The organism is Embleya sp. NPDC020886, from assembly GCF_044333915.1.
In the GTDB taxonomy this organism is placed as follows: Bacteria; Actinomycetota; Actinomycetes; order Streptomycetales; family Streptomycetaceae; genus Embleya.
Window position 1 is genome coordinate 516736 of record NZ_JBIRRX010000005.1, and the last position, 23638, is coordinate 540373.

The window sequence follows — 23638 nt, forward strand, 5'->3', positions numbered from 1 at the left end:
GCGGAAGGCGCCCGCACCTCCCCCGTGGCGTTCCAGCCGCGGTCCCAGGGGCCCGGATGGGTCGGCCACGAGCGTCGGCGTCGGCCCTTCCGGTAGCCCGCCGTCGCGTCGGCCGCTCGTCGGGCCCGGCATCGCGTTCGCGATCGGCCTAGACTGCGCCGGCTCCCGCTGTCGCCGAAGGAGCGGGGCGCAGCGGCCAATCGGCGCAGGTTACGACCTCGAATCCCCGGCTGGGGAAGACCGCGTCCATGAAGAATTCGTGGATGGCCGCGTCACCGTCGGCGCAGCCGTCGCGCAGGACGGTCACCCGGTAGTCACGGTCCGCCGCGTCGTAGCACGTCGCGGCCACCATCGCGCCGGTTGCGACTCCGGCGATCGCGAGGGTGTCGACGCCGCCCGCGCGGAGCACGAGGTCGAGATCGGTGCCGGCGAACGCACTGGCCCGGCGTTTCACCACGACGACGTCCTCGGCCGCGACCGGCAGCGCGATCCCGGTTCCGGCCGAGCCCTCGTGGAAGGTGTCCCCGGCTTCGTGGAACGTCCTGAGGAGGGCGTTGCCCGGCGGCAGGTCGCGCCCGTTGGCCCGAAGGGCGAAGTGCACGAACACCACCAGGACACCGGCCGCGCGGGCACGTGGCAGCAGTTCGGTGAGCGGTGGCACGACCCGCTTGGCGAACGGGTAGCCGCTCGTGATGCCCTGCTGGATGTCGCCGATGATCAGTGCCGTGGTCACGACAGGCTCCCGTCCGGTCCACCGGTCCAGCCCCCGTGCTCGGCCGGACAGCCTTTTCGGCGGCCGTGGTGACAACGATGGCCGACCGTGCGTAGGCGAAACTACCAGTCGCCGACCGCGAGTCGGTCGGCGGAGCGGCTGCGCGGGGCGGTCCGGGAGACCCTCGCCCGGTCGACCGGCGGTGCACGATGTGCACTGTCCCGACGGGTGGGTGTGTGCGTGTGACGACGGGCGCGGGTGGTACCGAGGAGGAGCGCCGAACGGCTCGGTGATTGTTTTGCGCAGGTGCGGGCGATCTTCACTCCACGGTCGCGGAAAATACATGCGCATTGCCGATATCCGCAATTCGCAAATGGTCGGTGATCACCGCCTCGCGGCTTTACCACATCGAAGGACGGGTTCTGTTGACGGCGAGCGCCCCGCGTGCGTACGGTCCCAGAGGCTGAGCCATATGCCGAGCAGCAAAAATGTCGTTGATCGACTTCCTTGATCGATATCTCGGCGATCTCGGCAGGTCGATGGGAACGGGGGCATCCATGGAGGTTCGAATTCTCGGGCCGGTCCAGATATACGCCGACGGCGGCGCCGTCCGGATCGGTTCGTGCAAGCAGCGCATCCTGCTCGCCTTACTGGCCTGTCATCGCGGCAGCCCGGTTTCGGTCGATCGACTGGTGGAGGCGCTGTGGGACGAAGGGCCGCCGCGCAGCGCCGCCAAGAACATCCAGGTCTACATCTGGCACCTGCGGAAGCTGCTGACCCGGCTGGGGGCGCCGGGGCGGCTGTTGCGCGAACCGTCCGGCTACCTGATCGCGTTGCAGGGCGGCGAGTTGGACCTCGACCGGTTCGAGGAGCAGGTGCGCACCGCCCGATCGGTGCGCGCCTGCGGCGACACCAGGCAGGCGGCGGATCTTTTCCGGGCCGCACTAATACATTGGCGCGGTCCCGCCCTGGCGGATCTGCTCTCGATGCCCGCCATATATGCCGAATCAGTTCACCTGGAAGAGATTCGGCTGGCCATCATTCAGGAGTGGCTGGAGTTGGAGACTACCGCAGGAAACTACTCGACGGTAATAAATGCCTGCACGGAAGCTATTCGGAATCATCCGTTCCATGAATATCTGAGGGTGTATCAGATTCAGGCTTTGCACCTTTCCGGACGGCAGGGGGAAGCGTTGGCGGCCTACGATTCGATTCGGGTCCTGTTGGCCAAGGAGATGGGTCTGGAGCCCTCGCAGATGTTGCGCCGACTGCAGGAGCGAATTCTCGCCGGCGAGTTGGTGACCGTCTTCGCCGGCGTAACGGGGAACAGCAGACCCCTCTGGGAAGTCCCGACGAAACGATGTCGGCCTGCTATTCGCTCTGCTCGGCCGTAAGCGGATCGGCCCGCAGCACGCAGGCCGCCGGGAACGCCTGGGACAGCAGCACCAACAGCGCGCCGGCCACCAGGACGCCCGACAGCACCGGCAGCGGAGTCGACGGCCACGGGTCCCCCGTGGCCCCGTCGCTGAACCCGGCCAACGGCACGGCGGCGACTCCCGCCCCCAGCACGCCGGCCGACACCGACACCGCGACCCATTCCAGGCCCACCATCCGCAACAACTGTCCGCGTGTGGCGCCGAGCAGAAGCAGCAGCGCCAGTTCGCGGCCCCGCCCGGCGGCCCTGGTGAACGACGCGGTGACGGTGCCGGCGGCGGCGAACGCGATCAGCGAGCCCAGGAGCAGGTAGCGGCCCCTGGTGTCGAACGCGGCCACCACGTGCGCCCGTTCGGCCGCCCGGTCCCGATCGAGCGCGCGCACCGTCGGGAACTCGTGCGCCAGTTCGTCCAGTGCGGCTCGCGCGCCGGCGCCGGCCGGGCCCGGCGCGGTAGCCACCAGCACCTCCTCGTCCAGCGCGTCGTCCACGTGCCGCGCCACCGACTCCCGGGGCAGCAGCAGGTCGGCGAAGCCCAGCGACCGCTCATACACCGCGACCACCCGCAACATCGCCGGCGACCCGTCGCCGAAGGTCACCTCCACCCGGTCGCCGACCCGCCAGCCGTACGCGTTCGCCTTGTCCCGGGAAACCGCGACCGCGTCCCCGACCAACTCCGCCGGCGACCCCTCGCGCACGCCGGGATCCAACGTCGCGGCCGACCCGCCCGGGTCGAGCCCGCGCGCCGGGACCCGGTCCAGCAGATCGCCCACCCCACTGCCGTGCCGCACCACCACGTCGGTGCCCACCATGGGCGTGACGGCGACGACCCCGGGCAGCGTCCGAGCCCGCCGCGCCACCTCGAACGGCAGCCCGCGTGCACCCTCCGCCACCAACACCCGATCGGCGACCAGCCGGGCCCGGGTCTGCCGGGCGCCCTCGTCCTCCAGCGTCACCCCGCTCAGCACGACCGTGCCGGTCAACGCGATGATCACGGCCGGCGGCACCACCATCGAGGACAGCGCCCGGGTGTCGGCGGACAACGACGCGCGCGCCAGCCGACCCGCCGATCCGCCCAACCGCGCGGCGCACGCGCCGATCGGACGCACCATCACCCGCATCAGCAACGGGCCGACCAGGGCGGCGGCGGCCAGCAACACCGCGACCTGGGCGAACAGTTCCGGCACCGAAGGCTCGGTCCCCGACCGTACCGAGCGCGCCACCAGCACCCCGCCCGCCGCCGCGACCGGCACGCCCGCCACGATCCGCAGGATCGATCCGCGCGGACGCCGCAGCGCGGCCTCGCGCAGCGCCTCGGCGGGCCTGATCCGCGCGGCACGAAACGCGGCGAACAGCGCGGCGAGCTGGGTTCCGAGCAGGCCCAGGAGCAGTGCGGCAAGGACCGGCAGCGGACCCCGGGTCACCTCCAGGCGGTCGGGCAACACGCCCGCGCGGCGGAAGAGTTCGGCCACCCGACCGCAGCTCGCCAGGCCGATGGTCGCGCCGAGCGCCACCCCGACCGCGGTCAGGATCAGCGCCTCGCCCGCGATCATTCGGCGGATCTGCCCGGCCGTCGCGCCGACCGCCCGCAGCAGCGCGATCTCGCGCCGCCGCCGGGCGACCGAAACGAGCAGCGGACCGGTGATCACGAAAATCGCGAACACCGCCGCCGCGGACCCGAAGGACGCCGAGACCGCGAGCGCGAAGTCTCGTCCCTCGACCGCGTCGTGATCCTCCGCCGCCCCGATCGCCGAACCGCGCAACACCCGGAGATCGGCGGTGTCCACCCGAATGTCCGGCGCGTGCAGCGCATCCGTCACCCGACCGGCCAACTCGGCCGTCGAAACCCCCGGGGCCGCCAGCACACCGATCGTGAACAGGTCGCCGTCAGGCGCGAGTTCGGCCGCTTCCTCGGCGGCCAGGAACACCGACGCCTCGCGCGGCAGGCCGGCCGCGTCGGGTCGGCCGGCCAGCCCCACCACGAGGTGCGGGCGAGAGCCGGCGGCGGTCAGCACGTCGACCCGGTCGCCGACGCGAACACTCGCTCGGGCGGCCAGCGTTCGCTCGACCACCAGTTCGCCCGAGGCGTGCGGAGGTTGTCCGGCGGTCAGCTCGAACGGGGTCAACGGCGCGGTGGACCAGGCGTGTCCCCGGGCCGGAGTGTCGTCCGGACCGACCATCGGCCGCCCCGCCCGGTCGGTGAGCTGGGCGTAGACCGGCCGGTCGGCGATCACCGCGCGCGCCCCGGGCACCGCGCGCACCCGGTCGAACACCCGGGCGGGGATTCGGCGTTCCTCGCCGAGGACGACCTGGGCCTGCCGTCCGCCGGGTTCGTGCAGCCGGGCCCAGGGATCACCGTCGACCACCACGTCGGTGCCGGCCAGTCGGGCCGGGGCGGGCTCCCAGCGCAGCGCGGACTCGAACAGCACGCCCCACACCGTGGTCAGCACGGCGCACAGGATCACCCCGGTCAACGCGCCGAGGGATCCGGAGATCCGGCCGCGCATGGTCCGGCGGGCAATCCTCAGCATGGGGCGGTCGGTTCCGGGTCCGTCGGGTCCACGCCGGTCGCCGCCGGATCCCTCGACGCGACGGCGGCCGGCGCCGGGTCGGCCGGATCGAGGTGGTGCGCCAGGAAGGCCAGCGTGTCGGCGTCGAGGGCGACCATCCGACTCACCGCTCGGTTGCCGTGACCGGCGCCGTGTTCGCGGCGCAGCAGGATCGGCCGGGTGGACGTGGTGGCGTGTTGCAGCGCCGCGCACATCTTGCGGGCGTGGGCCGGATCCACCCGGGTGTCCCCCTCGAAGACGGCGAACAGCGCGGCCGGGTAGGCGGTGCCCGTTCGCACCCGATGATACGGGGAGTAGTCGAGCAACCACGCCGCCTCGTTCGGATCGGCACTGCTGCCGTATTCCGCGCGCCACAGCCGGCCCAGGCCGAACCGCTCGTAGCGGACCATGTCGAGGACCGGCCCCAGGCACACGATCGCCCGGAACAGGTCCGGGCGTTGGGTCAGCGCGGCGCCGACGAGCAGGCCGCCGTTCGAACCGCCGACCGCGCCGAGCCGGCTCCGGGTGGTCCAGCCGTGCTCGATCAGCCACTCGGCGGCGGCGTGGAAGTCGTCGAAGCTGTTCTGCTTGTGTTCGCGCATGCCGGCGCGGTGCCAGGCCGCGCCGCGTTCGCCGCCGCCGCGCACGGCGGCGATGGCGTAGACGCCGCCGGCCTCGACCCAGGCGAGCACGTCGGGTCGGTAGGTCGGGGCGAGGCTGACGCCGAAGCCGCCGTAGCCGGTGAGCAGGGTCGGGCGGGGGGTGGTGCGGCGGGCCGGGGCGCGGGTGGGCGGGGTGATCAGGAACATGCCGACGTCGGTCCCGTCCGGGCTGCGGTAGTGAACTCGGCGCACCGGGGCGCGGGGCCGGGTGGGCGCGGTGGGGTCGACGGGCGATCCGGTGCGGACGTCGTGGCGCAGCGCGGTGGGCGGGGTGAGCAGGTCGGTGTAGCCGACCCAGGTCTCGTGGCCGCCGGGGCGGACGGACAGGCCGGTGATGGTGCCCGCGCCGGGCAGGGCCACCTCGCGGACGTGTGCACCGGAGTCGGCGCGGTGCAGCGCGAGTTCGCCGACGGCCTGCCGGGTACGCAGCACCAGCAGGTGGCCCCGGTCGAGCACGGCGAAGCCGGTCAGTATCGCCTCCGGGTCCTCCGCGATCAACTCGGCGCGGGTGCGCAGCGGATCGGCCGGATCGGCGATGCACAACCGGCGGCGCGGCGCGTCCAGGTCGGTGAGCAGGTACAGCCGCCCGTCCGGACCCATCTCGGCTCGCGTCCGGGCCACGCCCGGCGGCAACACCGGTCGCAGCGACGGGCGTTCGGGCGGAGCCTGGGCCAGGTCGGCGAGCATCGGTCGGTCCGGGCGGCCGGGTCCGTCGGCGAGCACGACGATCAGCCTGCGACCGGTGGCGTCCAGACGTACGTCGTACACCCGCTGCGACGCGTCGCCGACGATGGGCCGGTCCCGGCCGGGCGGGTCGCCGAGTCGGTGCAGCCACAGTCCGCGCTCGGCGCCGCGCGTGTGGTAGAAGCCGCGCGCGCCCGGGAGCCAGGCGATCGGTGAGCGCCGGCAGCCCTCGATCCGGTCGTCGAGGAAGGTCCCGCCGGCGGTGTCCAGGACCCGCAACGCGCACTGCTCGGTGCCGTCGACGGACAACTGGCAGGCGACCAAAGTGCCGTCGCGCGAGGGCTGCCAGGCGTCCAGGGTGGTCCGCCCGGACGGGTCGAGCACCGCCGGGTCGAACAGTACCCGCTCCGGCTCGCCGGGCGCCGCCGTACACAACACCTCGTGCTCGGCGCCCGCGAAGTGCCGCATCCGGAAGAGCCGTTGCCCGTACCAGACCGGCACCATCACGGACTCGGCCGCGTACAGCTCGGCCAGCCGACGGGCGAACGGATCGCCCCATCGCCGGCGCTGCGTGACGAACAGCCGATCCTGCGCCGCCGCCCAATCCCGGGTCCCCGGTTCGGCGTTGTCCTCCAGCGCCCGATACGGATCGGGTACCCGACGCCCGAACACGTCGTCGACCGTGTCCCCCCGCGCCGCCGCAGGATAGGCGGGTCGCCCGGCAGCCGCCCGGGTCACGCGGTCCGCCGACCCCGCCGGAGGGGGTGGGTGTGCGGGGGTCGTCGTCACAGGAGCGACGCCGTGAAGCGCAGGATCGTGGGCAGGTCGGCCATCGCGCCCGCGCCCGTCCGCCCGGTGGAGATCGAGTGGCCCTCGGCGGTCGGGACCACGTAGTGGCCTTCCTCGGCCAGGAGTTCGAGGTTGCGTTTGACGGATGGGCGGGTCACCGCCGCTTCCGGCAGCGACGGGGCGACGACCACCGGGCAGGTGCTGCCGTTCACGATGCTCAGGGCCAGGTTGTCGGGGATGCCCAGGGCGCACTTGGCGACGAAGTTGGTGGTGGCGGGGGCGACCAGGATCAGGTCGGCCCAGGCGGCGAGTTCCTGGTGCGGCGTGGTGCCGGTGGTCATCGACCATTCGGGCCCCGCGACGGGTGTACCGGCTCCCGCCGCGAGCGCCTCGCGGGAGACCAGCCGGGCCGCCGAGTGGGTCAGGCACGGTTGGATGGACCACCCGTACCAGGCGCGCAACAGCCCGGCCCACCCCGGCAGGTCGGCCACCGAGAAGGCGCCGGTGCCGATCAGCAGCAGACGCCCGCGCGGCAGTGGGATGTGGCGCGGTATCCCCGCCGGCGGGTCGACCGGCGACATCACACGATCCCCTTCCGGAACTTGGGCGTCACCCACAGCGCGACGACCACGATCAGCGTCCCGGTGACGCCGAACCCGACCGGCACGGGGGTGTCCCCCAGGTTGCCCGCCATCGCGTGCCGCGCGCCCTCGACCCCGTAGTACAGCGGGTCCGCGCGCGCGATCGCGTGCAGCCAGCCGGGGGCCAGCGAGATCGGCAACAGCAGTCCGCTGACCAGGGCCAACGGCATGGTGAGCACGTTGACCGCACCGGCCAGGGTGCTCTCCTCGCGCAGCACCAGGGCCAGCCCGTAGGAGGTGGCCGCGCCGAGCATGCCGACCAGGAGCACCAGGCCCAGGGTGAGTACGGTCCCCGCCGGATCGGCCCGCATCCCCATCGCCGCGCCGACCGCCAGCAGCAGCACGGCCTGGGCGAACAACAGCGTGACATCGCGCAGGATCGCCCCGGTGAGGAGCGCGAATCGACTGACCGGTGTGGCGGCGAGCCGTTCCAGCATTCCGCAGCGCAGATTGGCCAGCAGCCCCAGTCCCATGAACATGCTGCCGAACAGCGCGACCATCATCAGCAGGCCGGGGACGAACAACGACAACTGGTCGTCGTCGGTGCCCAGTCCGGGACCGCGCACCGAGCCGAGCAACGGTCCGAACAGCACCAGCCACATCACCGGTTGGCCCAGGCCGAGCACGATCCAGGCGCGGTTGTTCATCGCCTCGTGCATCCCGAACCAGTACAGCGACGCGGTGTCGCGCAGCAGGGCCCTCACGACGCCTCCCGGGACTCGCCGATCGCCGCGCCGGCACCGGCATCGGCATCGGCATCGGCATCGGCGGCATCGGCATCGCCATCGCCATCGCCATCGCCATCGCCATCAACGGAACCGGGCGAATCGACGCTACCGTTCGAACCGGCCGAGCCGCCGCCGGCATCCCCCGCGTCGTCCGACGCCCGTCCCGTGTGCCGCAGGAACACGTCGTCCAGACTCGGCTTGCCCAGCGCCACGCCCTCGATCGTCACCCCGGCCCGCTCCGCCGCCCGCAACACCTGCGGCAGCGCGTGCTCGCCGTCCTTGACGTATACCCGCAGCGTGCGCCCGTCCGCCTGCACCGACTGGACCAACGGCAGTTCGCACAGCAGCGAGGTCAACTCGGGAGAATCGCCCTGGAGTTGCAAGCGCAGCACATCGGCCGACAGCGACCGCTTGAGCTCCCCCGGGGTGCCCTCCACCACGAGCCGGCCGCCGTCGATGATCGCGAGCCGGTCGCAGAGGTGGTCCACCTCTTCCAGGTAGTGCGTGGTGAGGAAGACGGTCGAACCCAGTTCGCGCAGCCGCCGGATCTCCTCCCACAGGCCGGCCCGGGCGCGGGGATCCAGTCCCAGGGTGGGCTCGTCCAGGAAGAGCAACTGCGGTGCGTGGGTGAGCCCGACCGCCAGGGACAGGCGCCTGGCCTGGCCGCCGGACAGGGTGGCGACCGGTCGATCGGCGAGGTCGACCAGGTCGAAGCGGTCGAGCATCTCGTCGGCACGCACCCGGGCGGCGGGCTTGGGCAGGCCGAACAGGCGGGCCTGGAGGATCAGGTTGGCGCGTACCCGGGTCATCGGGTTGACCCCGCCGTGCTGGCCGACGTAACCGATCCGGCGCCGGATCAGGTCCGGTTCGCCGATCAGGTCGTGGCCGGCCACGACGGCGCTGCCGCCGTCCGGGGTGAGCAGTGTGGTGAGCATCCGCACCGTGGTGGTCTTGCCCGCGCCGTTGGGGCCCAGGAAGCCGAAGATCTCGCCGGTGTGCACGGTGAGGTCGATGCCGCGCACCGCCTCGACCACGGCCGGTCGACCGTTGCCGCCGCGACCGCGGCGGCCCGCACGCGGGTCGCCGAACGTCTTGCGCAGCCCCGCGGTGCGGATCACGGCGGAGCCGGCCGGGGCGAGGGCCGGCGGTCGCACGCCGGCATGTCGGGTCACCGGTCGCCTCCTCGGGCGCGGTCGGGGCCGGGCACGCGGCGCGGGTCGCGGGGGCCGGTCACGACGAGGCGGGGTCGCGGCGCGGACGGGTGAGCAGTTCCAGGAGATGGTCCTTGGGCCCCTCTTCCAGATGCGCCCGCAGCGCCTCGATGGCCGCCGCCCGCTCCGCCTGCGGCAGTCGGTCCCGGGCCGGTGCCAGCCGATCCGGGACGTCGCGCCGGTAGTAGTCGTCGCGCAGGATCGACACCAACACCGCGTCCTGGTAGCCGCCGTCGAGGAAGAAGAAGTCGCGCATCAGGGCCTCGACGGTGAACCCTCGGCGCAGCGCCATGCCCAGGATGCGGTGGTTGTAGAGCCCGATGGTGCCCTGGACCCGATGCGCGTTCAGCACGTGGAAGAGGTGTTCGATGGCCAGGTCGACGACCTCGGCGCCGTAGCCGGCGCCCCAGGTGTCGGGATTGCCGACTCCCAGGCCCAGTTCGTAGCTGCCGGGGTAGGTCACCTGCCGATAGTCGAAACAGCCGACGCGTTCGCCGTCGTCGGTGGTGGCCATCAGGTAGGTGTGGCCGCTTTCGCGTGCGTGCTCGCGCAGTTCCTCGCCGGAGACGAAGGCGACCGTCGCGGAGGCGTAGACCCCCGTGAGCGAGGAGGACCACGCGGCGAGCAGGTCGTAGTCCTCGGCCGTCATCCGGGTCAGGGACAGGTTCTTCCCTGGAGTCGTCATGTTGTGCTCCCTGTCGTGGTGCCGGGACCGTGGGTACGCTGGAGGACGAGACGCTGCCCGGCAGCAGATCGCAACTGCTGCCGGACAGCGCTCGTGGCGCCTGCGGCTAACGTCAGCAGTGCCAGCTCGCGAGACTCACCGGAAGCTCGGAACCCTCGGTCGAGGTCTCCAGCTCCTGAAGGTCGAGGATCGTGGCCATGTGTGTTCACCTCCCCCCTACGGCTCGGTCGGTCGGCGACCCGTACCGGGATGCCTCGGCCGACGTGCGGCCGAGATCGGTACGGAGAAAGGGGAGCAACTCGGCGGAGGGATCCAGGGCGGCGGTGAGGCCCAGGAGCACTCCGGCGTTGCCGGTGGCCAGGTCCATGGACAGCCGCAGACTCCCTTCGCCGGGAAAGGCGAGGCGGCCGCGGTAGGACAGTGCGAGGGCGGCGGTGCGGCGCAGGTGGCCGGCGAGCACCGGGTCCGGGTCGAATCCCAGGTCGTGCCGGCGCAGTCGTGCCAGGGTCCCGATCAGTCCCGCGCGGCCGTTGAACAGGTGTGTCTCGACCGCGAGTTCGGGCCGACAGACGCCCGCGATGGCGCGGATGGCGCTGCGCAGCCGGGGTTCTTCGCGATGCGCCAGCACCTCGTCGGCGACGAGCGCGATACCGGCGCTCCCGGTGGCCAGGTAGCTCAGCGTACGGCGGCCCGGGTCGAGCACCTGGAGCGTGCCGTCCGCGACGACCACACAGTCGTCAAGGTCGCGGCCCAGCGCCTCGACGGCCCGGTCCAGGTAGGACTTGTCGCCGGTGCTCTCGAAGCAACGCAGCAGGAACAGCGCGGCGCCGGACCAGCCGTACATCAGGCCCGGTCGAGGCGCGCTGCCCGCCCGCCAACCGCGGGTCACCGCGTCGACGACGCGCTCGGCGATGCGTTCGGCCTGGCGGCGGGACTGCGGGTCCTGGTGCCGGGCGGCGAAGTGCAGGGCGTTCAGCCCGATTCCGGACAGGCCGGTGAACAGCGAGATCCCGCGTACGTCGTCGGTGAGCGCGTAGGCCGCGGGCAGCAACTCGCGGGCGCTGTCCGGCCGGCCGAGGCGGTCGAGGGCGTAGGCGGTGCCGTGCAGGCCGGTGTGGAAGCCGGGTTGGCCGGGCAGGCCGGCGTCGACCGCGGCGACCAGCCAGTCCACGTATTCGTCCGGGCACTCGCGTCCGGTCACCGTCAACGCCCACAACACGCCGGCCGCGCCGTGTGCGAAGGAGGCGGGCCCGTCCCGGAATTGGCGCGGGTCCCCCGGGAACAGCCGGTCCCGCCGCTCCGGCGTGGCACTGAGTCGGATCGCGTCGGCCAGCGAGGTGCGTACCGCTTCCCAGTCGGCGTCCTCGGCACCGGGATCGACGTCGGCCGGCTCGCCGAGCAGCGCGCGTCGTCGCTCCGCGAGGGCCGGGGCCAGGTCGGGGGCGACCTGCTCGCAACGGCCGTCGACGACGCCCATGTCCCGTCGGATCTCGGCGGCGAAGCTGTCGGGGTCGGGTATCGGGAAGCGCTCCAGCACCGCGGCGAGGGTCTGTTCGACCTTGGTCGGACTCAGCGGGAAGACCCGGTTGTTCGGCAGGAAGGCCCACAGTCGCATCGCGGCGAGCGCGTGCCGGTCCCTGGCCTCGCCCGTCGGGTGCCAGGGGGCGGCGAAGCCCTGGGCGCCCATCGTGGGGCGATGGCTCTCGTCGGCCCGGGAGGCGGTCTCGAAGTCGAGCAGCGAGACGGCCCCGTCCTCGGCCACCAGGATGTTGCCCGGGTGCAGGTCGCCGATGCCCACCCCGCGGGCGTGGATGCGCTCCACGACGTCGCGGACGCGGTCCAGCAGGCGCAGCGCGGTCCGGGTGTAGTCGGCCACCTCGTCCTCGCCAGGGTCGGGCCGCAACAGCACGTGCCGGCGTCCGGCCCACCCGTACAGCCCCTCCCCCACGCGCTCCTCCAGGGCCAGGAATTCGTGTTCCCAGGCGGTGAAGTAGGCTTCGACACGCGGGACTTCGGGGATGTCGGCGAGGTGGTCGAGGATCTCCCGCTCGCGCCGCAGCCGGGTCCGCGCGTCGTGTCCGGCGCGATCGAGGCCCGCGTGCGGTCGGGCCTCCTTGAGCACCACGCGTCGCCCGTCGGCCACTCGTTCGGCCAGGTAGACCCCGCCGCCGTTGGAGAAGTGCAGGGCTCGCCGGATCCGGTAGGGGAAGTCGGTGCCCGTGGCGGCGTTGCGCGCGTCCAGGTGCGGGCGCAGGAAGTCCGGGATCGACACCCAGCCGGGCACCGCGAACACCGGCCGCCGGCGGTCGGGCACCAGGGTGCCGTCCGGGCGTTCGATCGCGGCCACCAGTTCGTCGTCCTCGTCGAGGACCCACATCTCCCGGAACGCGCCGTAGCGCACGTGCAACGGCCCGTCCCCCCAGCGCAGATCGCTGAGCACATAGGGCCCGGGGTGGCCCGCCAACAGCTCGGACAACTCTTCGAGGGCCGTCCGGCATCGGGTTTCGTCGCTCGGGTAGAGGACCACGACCTTGCCGGCGGACGACCTGGGCGCGTACTTGGAACCCAGCAGCAATTGCAGGTGGCGATCCCGCAGGTGCTTGAACGGGAGCCCGTGCGCGACGCAGTACTCCCAGACGACGTCCAGGGTTCGCGGTGCGCCGTCGAGTGTGGCCGAGACGTGGATCTTCCAGCCCTGGCGCGGCGGTTGCACGTCCTCGGGCCGCAGCACCGTCCATACGCCTTCCGCGTCGCGTCGCCACCCGACGGGCAACTGCCGGGTGGTGGCGGCGAATTCGTCCTGGCTCTCGATCGCGCATCGGCTCGGGGTGTCGTAGAAGATCAGGTCCGACCAGCCGAACAGGTGATGGTTGCCCTCCATCGCGTCCCACCCTCCGCTCGGGTTCCGCTGCCGGGGAACAGCCTCACGGGCACTGCTTTATGGGCGGTATAGCGAAGGTATAGATGCTGCTCGCCGGGCCTCGCGGTGCCTCGCGGTGCCTCGCGGTGCCTCGCGGTGCCTCGCGGTGCCTCGCGGAGTCGGATCCGCAGCGGCCGAGCCGCCCCACCCGGCCGCGATCCGGTGGGACGTCGGCCGATGCACACCGGAGCGCTCTTCAAACACCCGGCGCGAGAAATCACCGCATCGAGGTAATACGAACGGTTCAAGGGTCCGTCCGGGTGTGCCGATCGCTAGCGTGCTCCTGTCCTCGGGCGCAGGGCCCGAATGTCCTTCTATTTTTCCTTTGTCACCGGTGATGTTGACATGTGCCGATTGTTGCCCGAATGAAGGAGAATCCGTCGATGACCGTGGACACCAGCCCGCAGTCGGAGCCGAGCGGGCAGCCCGGCAGCCTGGGGACCGCGGCGGCCCGCAACCTGGCCACCACGACCAAGTCCGTGCCCCAGATGCGGGAGATCACCTCTCGTTGGCTGTTGAGGGTGCTCCCCTGGGTGGAGGTCGCGGGCGGGACGTACCGGGTCAACCGACGGCTGACCCACACCGTCGGCGACGGGCGCGTCGGGTTCGTGCAGGACGGCTCGCGGGTGCGGGTGATCCCCGCCGGACTCGGCGAACTCGCCCTGCTGCGGGGCTTCGACGACGCGCAGGTGCTCACCGCGCTGGCCGGCCGGTGCGTGCAACGCGACTTTCGTGCGGGTGAGGTGCTGGTCGAGCGCGGTGCGCCGGCCACGGGGGTACAGCTGATCGCCCACGGCCGGATCGGCCGGACGTCGGCCGGCGAGTACGGTGACGAAGTCGCGGTCGGGGTACTCGCCGACGGCGAGCACTTCGGCGCGAACGCACTGCTGGACGGCGACGCCACCTGGGAGTCCACCGCCACCGCCGAGACCGCCGGCACCCTCCTGACGTTGTCCCGCGCCGACTTCGACACCGTGCTGGCCGGCGCGCCGCACCTGCGCGCCCACCTCGATCGCTTCGCCGCGCTGTCGCGCCGGCCGCGGAACCGGCACGGCGAGGCCGAGATCGCGATGTCGGCCGGCCACACCGGCGAGCCCGCGCTGCCCGGCTCCTTCGTCGACTACGCACTCGACCCGCGCGAGTACGAACTCTCGATCGCGCAGACCGTGTTGCGGATCCATTCGCGGGTCGCCGACCTCTACAACGAGCCGATGGATCAGACCGAGCAGCAGCTCCGGCTCACCATCCAGGCGTTGCGCGAGCGCCAGGAGTACGAACTGGTCAACAACCGCGACTTCGGCCTGTTGCACAACGTCGACTTCAAGCAGCGCGTGCAGTCCCAATCCGGTGCCCCGACCCCGGACGACCTCGACGAGTTGCTCAGTCGTCGTCGCGGCTCCAGGTTCTTCCTCGCCCATCCCAAGGCGATCGCGGCGATGGGGCGCGAGTTCAACGCCCGCGGGCTCTACCCGGACCATGTCGACCTCGGTGGACAACTGGTCCCGGCCTGGCGCGGGGTCCCCATCCTGCCCTGCGGCAAGATCCCGATCAGCAAGGAGAGCACCAGCTCCATCCTGGTGATGCGCACCGGCGAGGACGATCAGGGCGTGGTCGGCCTGCGCCGGACGGGGTTGGCCGACGAGTACGAGCCGGGCCTGTCGGTGCGCTTCACCGGGATCGACGAGAAGGCGATCATCTCCTACCTGGTCACCACCTACTTCTCCGCCGCCGTCCTGGTGCCCGACGCGCTCGGCGTGCTGGAGAACGTCCGGATCGCCCGCAGGGCCTAGGTCGTGTCCTCGATCGCCCGTCGGGCGATCGAGGACACGCTCCGCCGGCTCGCTCGCGCGGAGCACGACACCACGCACCGTCCCGGGTCGGCCGGTCCACCGAGCACGCCCGGATTCGGGGACAGCCCATCCACTCACCAAGGAGCCAAGGAGTTGCGGATGCCCCAACCCGGGCCTTCTTCCTCGCCGTCGAGCCTGCCCGCACCCACGTCCCCGGTCCCGGCCGGATCCCTGCGTCCCGCGCCGGCGCGCATCCTGCGCGGCCCCAGTGGCCTGGGCACGGCAGGGCTGTTCCCGTACCGGCGGGAAGAGCCGCCCGCACCCGCCGAACCGCCGGCCCAACCACCGACCGAGGGCATCGCGATCCCGGGCCTCTACCACCACCCGGTGCCGGAGCCCGACCCGGTACGGGCGGAGGAGGTCGGCCGCCGGATCAAGTCCTGGGCCGTGGACGAGGTGGAACTCTTCCCGCCCGACTGGGAGGACCAGTTCGACGGCTTCTCCGTGGGCCGCTACATGGTCGCCTGCCATCCGGACGCGCCCACCGTCGACCACCTGATGATCGCGGCGCGACTGATGGCGGCGGAGAACGCCGTCGACGACTGCTACTGCGAGGACCACGGCGGCTCGCCCGTCGGCCTGGGCGGGCGCCTGTTGTTGGCGCATACCGCCCTCGATCCCGTGTGGACGACGACGGAGTACGAGCCCCAGTGGGCCCGGTCGTTGCACTCGGACGCCCCGCGGCGCGCCTACCGCTCGGCGATGGAGTACTTCGTCGGGCAGGCCACCCCGTCCCAGGCCGATCGTTTCCGGCACGACATGGCGCGGCTGCACCTGGGGTACCTCGCGGAGGCGTCCTGGTCCGAGACGGACCACGTACCGGAGGTGTGGGAATACCTGGCGATGCGGCAGTTCAACAACTTCCGCCCCTGCCCGACCATCACCGACACCGTCGGCGGCTACGAACTGGCCGCGGACCTGCATGCCCACCCCGGCATGCAACGGGTCATCGCGCTCGCCGGGAACGCGACCACGATCGTCAACGACCTGTACTCGTACACCAAGGAACTGGCCTCCCCCGGACGCCACTTGAACCTGCCCGTGGTGATCGCCGACCGCGAGGGCTGCTCGGAGCGCGACGCCTATCTGAAGGCGATCGAGGTCCACAACGAGCTCATGCACGCCTTCGAGGCCGCCGCCGCCGAGTTGGCCGCCGAGCTGCCGATCGCCGCCCTGCCGCGCTTCCTGCGGGGCGTGGCCGCGTGGGTCGACGGCAACCACTACTGGCACCGGACCAACACCTACCGCTACAGCCTTCCCGACTTCTGGTAAGAACGGACTCATCTGTGACCAACACCCAGCACATCGTCGCCCCTGTCTCCGCGTTCGTGCCCGCCCCGGCCACGCCCTACCAGGGCGACATCGCCCGCTACTGGGACCACGAGGCGCGGCCGGTGAACCTGCGGCTCGGCGACGTGGACGGTCTCTACCACCACCACTACGGGATCGGCCCCGTCGACCACGCCGCCCTCGGGAACACCGGTGACAGCGGCTACGAGCAGCGGCTGATCGCCGAGCTGCACCGCCTGGAATCGGCCCAGACCGACACCCTCCTGGACCACCTGGGCACCATCGGCCGCGAGGACACGCTCGTGGACGCCGGTTGCGGCCGCGGCGGCTCGATGGTGATGGCCCACCAGCGCTTCGGCTGCGACGTCGAGGGCGTCACGCTGTCGGCCAAGCAGGCCGAGTTCGCGAACCGGCGGGCCGGTGAACTCGGCATCGCGGACTCCGTGCACGCCCGTGTCTGCAACATGCTCGACATGCCCTTCGAGACGGGGCGGGTGGCGGCCTCGTGGAACAACGAGTCGAGCATGTACGTCGACCTGGACGACCTCTTCGCCGAGCACTCCCGCATCCTCGCCGTCGGCGGCCGCTACGTGACCATCACCGGCTGCTGGAACCCCCGCTACGGCCAGCCCTCGAAGTGGGTCTCCCGGATCAACGCGCACTTCGAGTGCAACATCCACTCGCGCCGCGAGTACATGCGCACCATGGCCGACAACCGCCTCGTCCCCCAGGCCGTCATCGACCTGACCCCGGCAACGCTGCCCTACTGGGAGGCGCGAGCCACCTCCTCCCTGGTCACCGGCATCGAGGAGGCGTTCATCAACTCCTACCGGGACGGCTCCTTCCAATACCTCCTGATCGCCGCCGACCGCATCTGAACCCGACAAGGACCCGATAGGGCCCGGGCGCCCTCGGGGCGGATCGATCAACCACAGCCAGAGGGAGGGGTCGGCGTGTAGCGCCGACAGACCGAGTCGTTCCTGGGGGATGCGCCGACGGGTGGCGAAGAGTTCGGCGATGGCGGGGCGCAGGTCCGGCGGGAACCACGGAAGCAGCGTGCCGTGGGAACTGCCGGGCCGGTTGCTGCGGTCGGGGCCGCGCCAGGAGGGTGGGCCCTCGACGAGGAAGCGGTAGAAGGGCACGGCGGGTCGTGGCAGGCCGAGTCCGAACTCCTCGGCCTGTTGCGTCGCGGCTGCCGCGATCCGCGCCCCGGCCACGTCCAGGTCGCCGAAGTAGAAGACCTGCGCCGGGACCGGGTCCAGCAGCGGCGTGCTGTGCACGCTCCGGGCGAAAGCGTTGCCGCCGCCCCAGGCGATGTGCAGGTCCGGTCGGCGGTCCCGCGGCAGGACCCGAAGTGCGCCGACCAACGACGAGTACGTCGCCAGGTTTTCGGCGACCAGAAGCCGGGTGCGGCCGATTCCGCCGCCCGGCGGCTTCGAGCGCGTACGGCCACACCCGCCGCGCTTTCGCCGGCTCGGCGATCCGCTCCGGAACCACCCGGGTCATCCACAGTGGCAGCGGCGGGTCGGTACGTCGGTCCCAACCGGTGCGGGACGCGCGAGCGGGCAACCGGACTCGCCCCGCGGCCTGCAACTCCTCCAGCGCCCGGCCGAACCGCCGCGGCCATTCCGGATTTCCGACCAGGTCGGGCGCGAATCGGGTCGCCGCCACCGACAGTTGCTCACCGGAGATGCGCCTGGGGCCCGGCTCGCGTCCACCACGGCCGCAAGCTCCCCCGCCAGTGGCGACAATCCCGCCCTCACCGCTCCCCCCGGGAACCCGCCGAACCGGCGCCGCGGTGCGCCGGCCCGTCGCGCTGCGGAGTACTGGGCCCAGGTGGCCGGCGGAGCCCCGGGGGCCAAGGAATCCAGGATCTTCGGCTTCGGGCCCTGGGCGACCGCCCGCTACGCGAAGCACGCCGACGCGGACGCCGCGGTGTTGGGCCGGCTGATGCAGGCGGCCACGCCGAACCACATCCGGGTCTTCCTGCTCTCCGCCCTGGGCGCGGGAGTTCCCTTCGTCGTACTGACGCTCGACGCGGCGGACGGGGAGCTAACCGCGAGCCGGCTGGCGGTCTCGCTGGGCGCGGTGGTCGGCCTGGCGCACATGGGCGTGATGGGGTACGAGGCCATCTTCATCGCGGCCGCCGTCCACCAACTCGCCGCGCTGCGAACCACCGACGGCCTCCGCGGCCCGCGGCGGGACCGCCGGCGCCCGTCGACCGCGAGCGCTCCCGTCGAGCGTGAACCCGCCCGGGCGGCGTCACCGCAACCGGGTGCCACGATCGCCTTCGACGACGTGTGGTTCCGCTACCCGGGAACCGAGCACGATGTGCTGTGCGGCCTCGACCTGACCGTGCGAGCCGGCGAACACATCGCCGTCGTCGGCGAGAACGGGGCCGGCACGAGCACCATGATCAAGCTGCTGTGCGGCCTGTTCGTCCCGACCCGAGGTCGCATCCTCCTCGACGGGGTCGACATCTCGGGCGTCGACCCCGAGGAGTGGCGCGCCCACATCGCCGTGGTGTTCCAGGACTTCCTGAAACTGGGCCTGTCGGCCCGCGACAACGTCAGGCTGTCCGCGTTCCACGGTCCGCACGTCGGGCCCGAGCAGCAGGCCGACGTCGAAAGCGCCGCCGCCGTCGTCGGCCTCACCGATGTCGTGGCGAAGCTGCCGGCCGGCTGGGACACTCCCCTGTCGCCCGCCTTCCGCGGCGGTATCGACCTCTCGGGCGGCCAATGGCAGCGCGTCGCCCTGGCCCGGGCCCTGCACGCGGCCCGCACCGGCGCCCGCGTCGTACTCCTGGACGAACCCACCTCGGCCCTGGACGTGATGACCGAAGCCGCCCTGTTCGACCGGACGATGGCCGGCCTGGCCGACGTCACCTCGATCGTGGTCTCGCACCGGCTGTCCACGGTGCGCCGGGCGGACCGGATCGTCGTGATCGCCGACGGCGTCGTCGCCGAGGACGACACCCACGACGCGCTGATCGCCTCGGGCGGCCGATACGCGACGTTGTACGACCTACAGGCGCAGCGCTTTCGTGCGGACGGCCGGATCCCCGACACAACCGGCGACCTTGCCGGGAAGGGCGAGTGATGAGCCGACAGACCCACGACGCGGCACGGCACGACCCGGTTCGGTCCTACCCGGCACGCCGCCGGGCCGAGGTGCTCGCGGACGCGTTGCGGCACGGCAACCGCCGGACGCTGAGCGGCATCGCCGTCGGATGCCGTCGGGGCGCCCTTCGAGGGCGTCACGTTCACCTGTCCGGGCGCCGACCGGCCCTGTCCGGAGGACGTGGATCTGCATCTTCCCGCCGGTCGCACGGTGGCGGTGGGTCTCAACGGGGCGGGGAAGACCACGCTGGTCAAGATGTTGTGCGGTTTGTACACCCCCGACGGCGGCCGATTGCTCGTCGACGGCACGCCGTTGACCGACCTGGACATCGACCGGTGGCGCGAACGTGTCTCCGGGACCTTCCAGGACTACGCCAGGCTGGAGACCAGCGGACAGCACAGCGTCGGAGCCGGCGACCCCGCCCGGATGGACGAGGCGGCGCCGGTTGCCCGCGCGCCGGCGGCCGCGGACGCGGCGCGCCTTCCCGACCGCCGGCCCGACGGTCTCGCGTCGCACCTGGGTCGGACCTACCGGGACGGCGTCGAACTGTCCGGCGGCCAGTGGCAACGCGTGGCCACCGCACGCGCGATGATGAAACGCACCCCGCTGCTGTTGTTGCTGGACGAGCCGACGGCGGCCCTGGACCCGGTCGCCGAGCACGCCCTCTACGAGCGATACACCGGCGCGGCCCGTGAGGTCCGACACGGCGGGGGTGTCGTCCTGCTGGTCTCGCACCGCTTCTCCTCGGTACGGATGGCGGACCTGATCGTGGTGATGCGGCAGGGCCGGGTCCAGGACGTCGGCAGCCACGAGGAACTGATGTCCCGACCCGGCGAATACGCCGAGATGTTCCAACGGCAGGCGGACGCGTCCGCGTGACGCCGCGCCCGCCCCGGGGCTCCCCGTCGCACGGGGAGGCCCGCGGCACCACAAAAGGCAGCGGATGACATGCGCGGCATCATCGGGCATGCCCCAACCATCCGACGACCCGCCCCGATGCGGGCTCGATGTCGCGCCGGGCGGGCCGCGGGTCGTCGCAGGCCGGTCAGCCGGCTTTCCCGCATGGTTCGGTGTCGATCTCCTTCAGGGTGGACTCGTTGTAGCGGGGACCGTGGACGGTGTCGGCGTCGAGGACCAGACCTGCCGCGTGCAGCGCCTCGGCGGGGATGTCGAGGGTGAGGGTCGCGAGGTTCTCGCGGAGGTGGTCGACGGATCGGGTGCCCGGAATCGGGATCACCCGGTCGCCGCGGGACAGCAGCCAGGCCAGGGCCAGTTGGGCCGTGGTGCAGCCGGCGTCGCGGGCGATTTCCGCGATCCGGGCGCGCAGGGCCAGGTTCGCGGGGTAGTTGGTCGCGTCGAAGCGCGGCATGTTCCGCCGGATGTCCCGCTCCGTCAGCGCCGCGGGCTCGGGCGGCTCGGCGGTCAGGAAACCGCGGGCCAGTGGGCTGAACGCCACCAGGGCGATGCCGAGTTCGGCCGTCGCGGCGAGGGTGCCCTGTTCGGGGTTGCGCGACCAGAGGCTGTACTCGTTCTGCAGCGCCGCGATCGGGTGCACGGCGTGCGCCCGGCGCAGCGTCGCGGCCGAGACCTCGGAGAGCCCGAGCGTGCGGACCTTCCCGGCATCGACCAGCTCGGCCATCGCCCCGACGCTCTCCTCGATCGGGACCTGCCGGTCGAGGCGGTGCAGGTAGTACAGGTCGATGACGTCGGTCTTCAGCCGGGTCAGTGCCTCGTCGGCGGTGCGCCGGATGGTCGCGGGCCGGCCGTCGATGACGCGCCGCCCCTCGACGCCGGTCATTCCGCACTTGCTGGCCAGCACGATCCGGTCCCGGTGGCGGGCGAGGGTATGGCCGACCAGTTCCTCGTTGGCGCCGAAGCCGTAGAGGGCGGCCGTGTCAAAGAGCGTGACGCCCGCCTCGACGGCCGTGTGCAGCAGCGTCTCGGCGTCCTCGCGGGTGGGCGGGACGCCGTAGGCGTGGCTGAGATTCATGCAGCCCAGCCCGATCGCCGAGACCTCGAACGGGCCGATCCGGCGCGGCGCGTGGCCCGGGTTCGCCGGGCGGGTCGCGGTCACGGGTTCACGGCAGCGGTGAGCTGCTTCTCGAGGGCGTCCAGCGTCCGGTAGCAGGGCAGCACCTGGGCGATCGAGGAGTTCGGCTCGCGCCCCTCGCGGATGGCGGCGACGAATTCGCGGTCCTGGAGTTCGATGCCGTCCATCGAGACGTCGACCCCGCTCACGTCGATCGGCTCGTCCTTGCCGGTGACCAGGTCGTCGTAGCGCGCCAGGTAGGTGCCGGTGTCGCCGATGTAGCGGAAGAACGTGCCCAGCGGTCCGTCGTTGTTGAACGACAACGACAGGGTGCAGATCGCGCCGTTCTCCGCGCGCAGTTGGATCGACATGTCCATGGCGATGCCGAGTTCGGGGTGGATCGGGCCCTGGATCGCGTTGGCCTGCACGATCGGCGACCCGGTCTGGTACGCGAACAGGTCGACGGTGTGCGCGGCGTGGTGCCACAGCAGGTGGTCGGTCCAGGACCTCGGCTCGCCGAGGGCGTTGAGGTTCTTGCGGCGGAAGAAGTACGTCTGCACGTCCAGTTGCTGGATGCGGTAGTCCCCGGCCGTGACCTGCCGGCGCACCCACTGGTGGCTGGGGTTGAAGCGGCGGGTGTGGCCCACCATCGCGACCAGTCCGGTGCGCTGCTGCGCGGCCAGGCACGCCTCGGCGTCGGCGAGCGAGTCGGCGAGCGGGATCTCCACCTGGACGTGCTTGCCCGCCTCCAGGCAGGCGATCGTCTGCGCGGCGTGCAGGGGTGTGGGGGTGGCGAGGATGACGGCGTCGACGTCGTCCATCGCCAGCGCCTCCTCCAGGGAGGCGACGCCGCGGCCCACGCCCTGTTCGGCGGCGAACTTTCGGGCGCTTTCCAGGGTGCCGCTCACGATCGCGGTCACCTCGACGCCCTCGATCCGCGCCAGCGCGGCGGCGTGCTTGGCGCCGAAGGCTCCGCCCCCGGCGAGGGCGATCCGCACGGTCTGTTCGGCGCTCATGTCACTCCTTCGTGGCGGGCGTCCGGGCCCGCGGGTGGTTTTCCAGGATCAGGTGGCCGACGGCGGTGTTGGAGGCCGGCACATGGTAGAAGCGGTGCTTGACCTCGACCTCGCCCGAGCCGTCGATGTCGCTCATCGCCCCGCGGGCGATCAGCCACATGACCAGCTCGATGCCCTCCGAGCCCGCCTCTTCGACGTACTCCAGGTGCGGCACCCGCGACTGACCGGCCGGGTCCCGGATCAGCCTGTCGAGGAAGGCGTTGTCCCACTCGCGGTTGATCAGGCCGGCGCGCGGGCCCTGGAGCTGGTGGCTCATCCCGCCGGTACCCCACACCTGGACCTTCAACGGCTTGTCGTAGGACTCGATCGCCTTGCGCAGCGACCGGCCCAGTTCGTAGCACCTGGCGCCCGAGGGCACCGGGTACTGCACCACGTTGACGTGGAACGGGATCACCTTGCACGGCCACGCGTCGACGTCCCCGAACATCAGGGACAGCGGGACGGTCAGGCCGTGGTCGACGGCCATCTCGTTGACGAGGGTGAGGTCGAAGTCGTCGCGGATCAGCGAGTGCGCGATGTGTGCGGCGAGTTCGGGGTGTCCCTCGATGCCCGGAACCGGCCGCGGCCCGTAGCCCTCGTCGGCGGTGGGGTAGGCCGCGCCGGTACCGAGCGCGAAGGTCGGTATCAGCGACACGTCGAACGCGGTGGCGTGGTCGTTGTAGATCAGGAAGACCACGTCGGGGATGTTCTCCCGCTCCCACTGCTTGGCGTACTCGTAGCCCTCGAAGAGCGGCTGCCAATAGGGCTCGCCGGTCTTGCCGTGGTCGATCGCCGCGCCGATCGCCGGCACGTGCGAGGTGAAGACGCCGGCGGTGATCGTGGCGTGTTCGGTCGGCGGTGTCGGGTCGGCGTACGCCGCGTCCAGGACGGCGTGGTCGATCCGGTTGCCCTCGATGGAGCGACCGCCGCCGACCATCATCTCGCGATAGTCGTGCTCGGTCATGCCGGTCATCGAGCCCGCCATCTGCTGGAACGACAGGCCCAGGGCCGCGCCCCATTTGGCGAGGAAGTAGATGTTGCCGCCCTCGGCCATCGCGGCGTTGAGGTCGCGGTCGAGCAGGGCCTGCTTCTGCGCCTCGCGCAGCGGCCACTCGTCCAGGTAGGCGCGCTCGTCGGCGAGGTAGCGGGCACGATTGGCCGCCGTCATCAGCGACATGCAGAACTGGTTGAGGTGGTAGCCCTTGGCGGACTGCTCGGCGTCGAAGACGGTCGTTCCCGGAACCAGTTTGTAGGTCTTGTCCAGCGCCATGGTGGGATTCC

Annotated in this window: 18 protein-coding genes; 6 read left to right on the forward strand and 12 right to left on the reverse strand. The window is 71.8% G+C overall.

Annotation, left to right across the window (positions count from 1 at the left end):
• Positions 1-148: 148 nt before the first annotated feature.
• Positions 149-733, reverse strand: a complete 585-nt coding sequence (locus ACH4U8_RS21390; RefSeq protein WP_379989576.1) for a cysteine hydrolase family protein — start codon at positions 731-733, stop codon at positions 149-151.
• Positions 734-1200: 467 nt separating this feature from the next.
• Here ACH4U8_RS21390 and ACH4U8_RS21395 point away from each other — a divergent pair, with 467 nt between their 5' ends.
• On the forward strand, positions 1201-2106 hold the full coding sequence (locus ACH4U8_RS21395; protein WP_395779390.1) for a BTAD domain-containing putative transcriptional regulator: 906 nt from the start codon (positions 1201-1203) through the stop codon (positions 2104-2106).
• Here the strand turns inward: ACH4U8_RS21395 and ACH4U8_RS21400 are convergent.
• From ACH4U8_RS21400 to lanKC, 8 genes are all read right to left on the reverse strand, one after another.
• Positions 2084-4675 (reverse strand): FtsX-like permease family protein, encoded by a 2592-nt coding sequence (locus tag ACH4U8_RS21400; protein WP_395779392.1) that lies wholly within the window; start codon positions 4673-4675, stop codon positions 2084-2086. The genes ACH4U8_RS21395 and ACH4U8_RS21400 overlap by 23 nt on opposite strands.
• Entirely contained in the window at positions 4669-6828 is a 2160-nt protein-coding gene (locus ACH4U8_RS21405) for a prolyl oligopeptidase family protein (RefSeq protein ID WP_395779394.1), read from the reverse strand. Before ACH4U8_RS21405 ends, ACH4U8_RS21400 begins: the two co-directional genes overlap by 7 nt.
• Positions 6825-7409 (reverse strand): flavoprotein, encoded by a 585-nt coding sequence (locus tag ACH4U8_RS21410; protein WP_395779396.1) that lies wholly within the window; start codon positions 7407-7409, stop codon positions 6825-6827. The genes ACH4U8_RS21405 and ACH4U8_RS21410 overlap by 4 nt, the downstream gene beginning before the upstream one ends.
• The gene (locus ACH4U8_RS21415) at positions 7409-8173 is read right to left on the reverse strand and encodes an ABC transporter permease (RefSeq protein ID WP_360305682.1); all 765 of its coding nucleotides are present in this window, start codon (positions 8171-8173) and stop codon (positions 7409-7411) included. Before ACH4U8_RS21415 ends, ACH4U8_RS21410 begins: the two co-directional genes overlap by 1 nt.
• Positions 8170-9369 carry an ATP-binding cassette domain-containing protein gene (locus tag ACH4U8_RS21420; RefSeq protein WP_395779398.1) on the reverse strand — a complete coding sequence of 400 codons (1200 nt, stop codon included), beginning with the start codon at positions 9367-9369 and terminating at the stop codon, positions 8170-8172. The genes ACH4U8_RS21415 and ACH4U8_RS21420 overlap by 4 nt, the downstream gene beginning before the upstream one ends.
• 58 nt (positions 9370-9427) lie before the next feature.
• A complete protein-coding gene (locus ACH4U8_RS21425) occupies positions 9428-10093 on the reverse strand; it encodes a GNAT family protein (RefSeq protein WP_360305678.1) in 666 nt (221 codons plus the stop codon).
• A gap of 112 nt (positions 10094-10205) precedes the next feature.
• Positions 10206-10292, reverse strand: a complete 87-nt coding sequence (locus tag ACH4U8_RS21430) for a class III lanthipeptide (RefSeq protein WP_360305939.1) — start codon at positions 10290-10292, stop codon at positions 10206-10208.
• Positions 10293-10298: 6 nt separating this feature from the next.
• Positions 10299-12974 carry a class III lanthionine synthetase LanKC gene (gene lanKC / locus ACH4U8_RS21435; RefSeq protein WP_395779400.1) on the reverse strand — a complete coding sequence of 892 codons (2676 nt, stop codon included), beginning with the start codon at positions 12972-12974 and terminating at the stop codon, positions 10299-10301.
• A gap of 422 nt (positions 12975-13396) precedes the next feature.
• Between lanKC and ACH4U8_RS21440 the strand changes: the two genes are divergently transcribed.
• The 5 genes from ACH4U8_RS21440 (at position 13397) to ACH4U8_RS21460 (ending at position 20152) form a co-directional block, all read left to right on the forward strand.
• Complete coding sequence (locus ACH4U8_RS21440) at positions 13397-14803, forward strand: family 2B encapsulin nanocompartment shell protein (protein ID WP_395779402.1); 1407 nt, start codon at positions 13397-13399, stop codon at positions 14801-14803.
• A 159-nt stretch (positions 14804-14962) separates the two neighbouring features.
• Entirely contained in the window at positions 14963-16135 is a 1173-nt protein-coding gene (locus ACH4U8_RS21445; protein ID WP_395779403.1) for a family 2 encapsulin nanocompartment cargo protein terpene cyclase, read from the forward strand.
• A gap of 14 nt (positions 16136-16149) precedes the next feature.
• The gene (locus ACH4U8_RS21450; RefSeq protein ID WP_360305671.1) at positions 16150-17031 is read left to right on the forward strand and encodes a geranyl diphosphate 2-C-methyltransferase; all 882 of its coding nucleotides are present in this window, start codon (positions 16150-16152) and stop codon (positions 17029-17031) included.
• Between the two features lie 958 nt (positions 17032-17989).
• On the forward strand, positions 17990-19252 hold the full coding sequence (locus tag ACH4U8_RS21455) for an ABC transporter ATP-binding protein (protein WP_395779405.1): 1263 nt from the start codon (positions 17990-17992) through the stop codon (positions 19250-19252).
• 201 nt (positions 19253-19453) lie between these two features.
• On the forward strand, positions 19454-20152 hold the full coding sequence (locus ACH4U8_RS21460) for an ATP-binding cassette domain-containing protein (RefSeq protein WP_395779407.1): 699 nt from the start codon (positions 19454-19456) through the stop codon (positions 20150-20152).
• Positions 20153-20318: 166 nt separating this feature from the next.
• Here ACH4U8_RS21460 and ACH4U8_RS21465 read toward each other — a convergent pair whose 3' ends face one another.
• The 3 genes from ACH4U8_RS21465 to ligA are packed head-to-tail and all read right to left on the reverse strand — an operon-like array spanning position 20319 to position 23627.
• Entirely contained in the window at positions 20319-21347 is a 1029-nt protein-coding gene (locus ACH4U8_RS21465) for an aldo/keto reductase (protein ID WP_395779409.1), read from the reverse strand.
• Positions 21344-22318, reverse strand: coding sequence for a Gfo/Idh/MocA family oxidoreductase (locus tag ACH4U8_RS21470; RefSeq protein ID WP_395779411.1), 975 nt, complete (start codon positions 22316-22318; stop codon positions 21344-21346). Before ACH4U8_RS21470 ends, ACH4U8_RS21465 begins: the two co-directional genes overlap by 4 nt.
• Position 22319: 1 nt before the next feature.
• Positions 22320-23627 (reverse strand): protocatechuate 4,5-dioxygenase subunit alpha, encoded by a 1308-nt coding sequence (gene ligA / locus ACH4U8_RS21475; protein WP_395779413.1) that lies wholly within the window; start codon positions 23625-23627, stop codon positions 22320-22322.
• Positions 23628-23638 lie beyond the last annotated feature (11 nt).

Coding starts and splice junctions, on each gene's coding strand:
- ACH4U8_RS21395 (WP_395779390.1), top strand. CDS start 1,201: ATGTCGTTGATCGACTTCCTTGATCGATATCTCGGCGATCTCGGCAGG.
- ACH4U8_RS21400 (WP_395779392.1), bottom strand. CDS start 4,675: ATGCTGAGGATTGCCCGCCGGACCATGCGCGGCCGGATCTCCGGATCC.
- ACH4U8_RS21410 (WP_395779396.1), bottom strand. CDS start 7,409: ATGTCGCCGGTCGACCCGCCGGCGGGGATACCGCGCCACATCCCACTG.
- ACH4U8_RS21425 (WP_360305678.1), bottom strand. CDS start 10,093: ATGACGACTCCAGGGAAGAACCTGTCCCTGACCCGGATGACGGCCGAG.
- ACH4U8_RS21430 (WP_360305939.1), bottom strand. CDS start 10,292: ATGGCCACGATCCTCGACCTTCAGGAGCTGGAGACCTCGACCGAGGGT.
- lanKC (WP_395779400.1), bottom strand. CDS start 12,974: ATGGAGGGCAACCATCACCTGTTCGGCTGGTCGGACCTGATCTTCTAC.
- ACH4U8_RS21440 (WP_395779402.1), top strand. CDS start 13,397: ATGACCGTGGACACCAGCCCGCAGTCGGAGCCGAGCGGGCAGCCCGGC.
- ACH4U8_RS21445 (WP_395779403.1), top strand. CDS start 14,963: ATGCCCCAACCCGGGCCTTCTTCCTCGCCGTCGAGCCTGCCCGCACCC.
- ACH4U8_RS21470 (WP_395779411.1), bottom strand. CDS start 22,318: ATGAGCGCCGAACAGACCGTGCGGATCGCCCTCGCCGGGGGCGGAGCC.
- ligA (WP_395779413.1), bottom strand. CDS start 23,627: ATGGCGCTGGACAAGACCTACAAACTGGTTCCGGGAACGACCGTCTTC.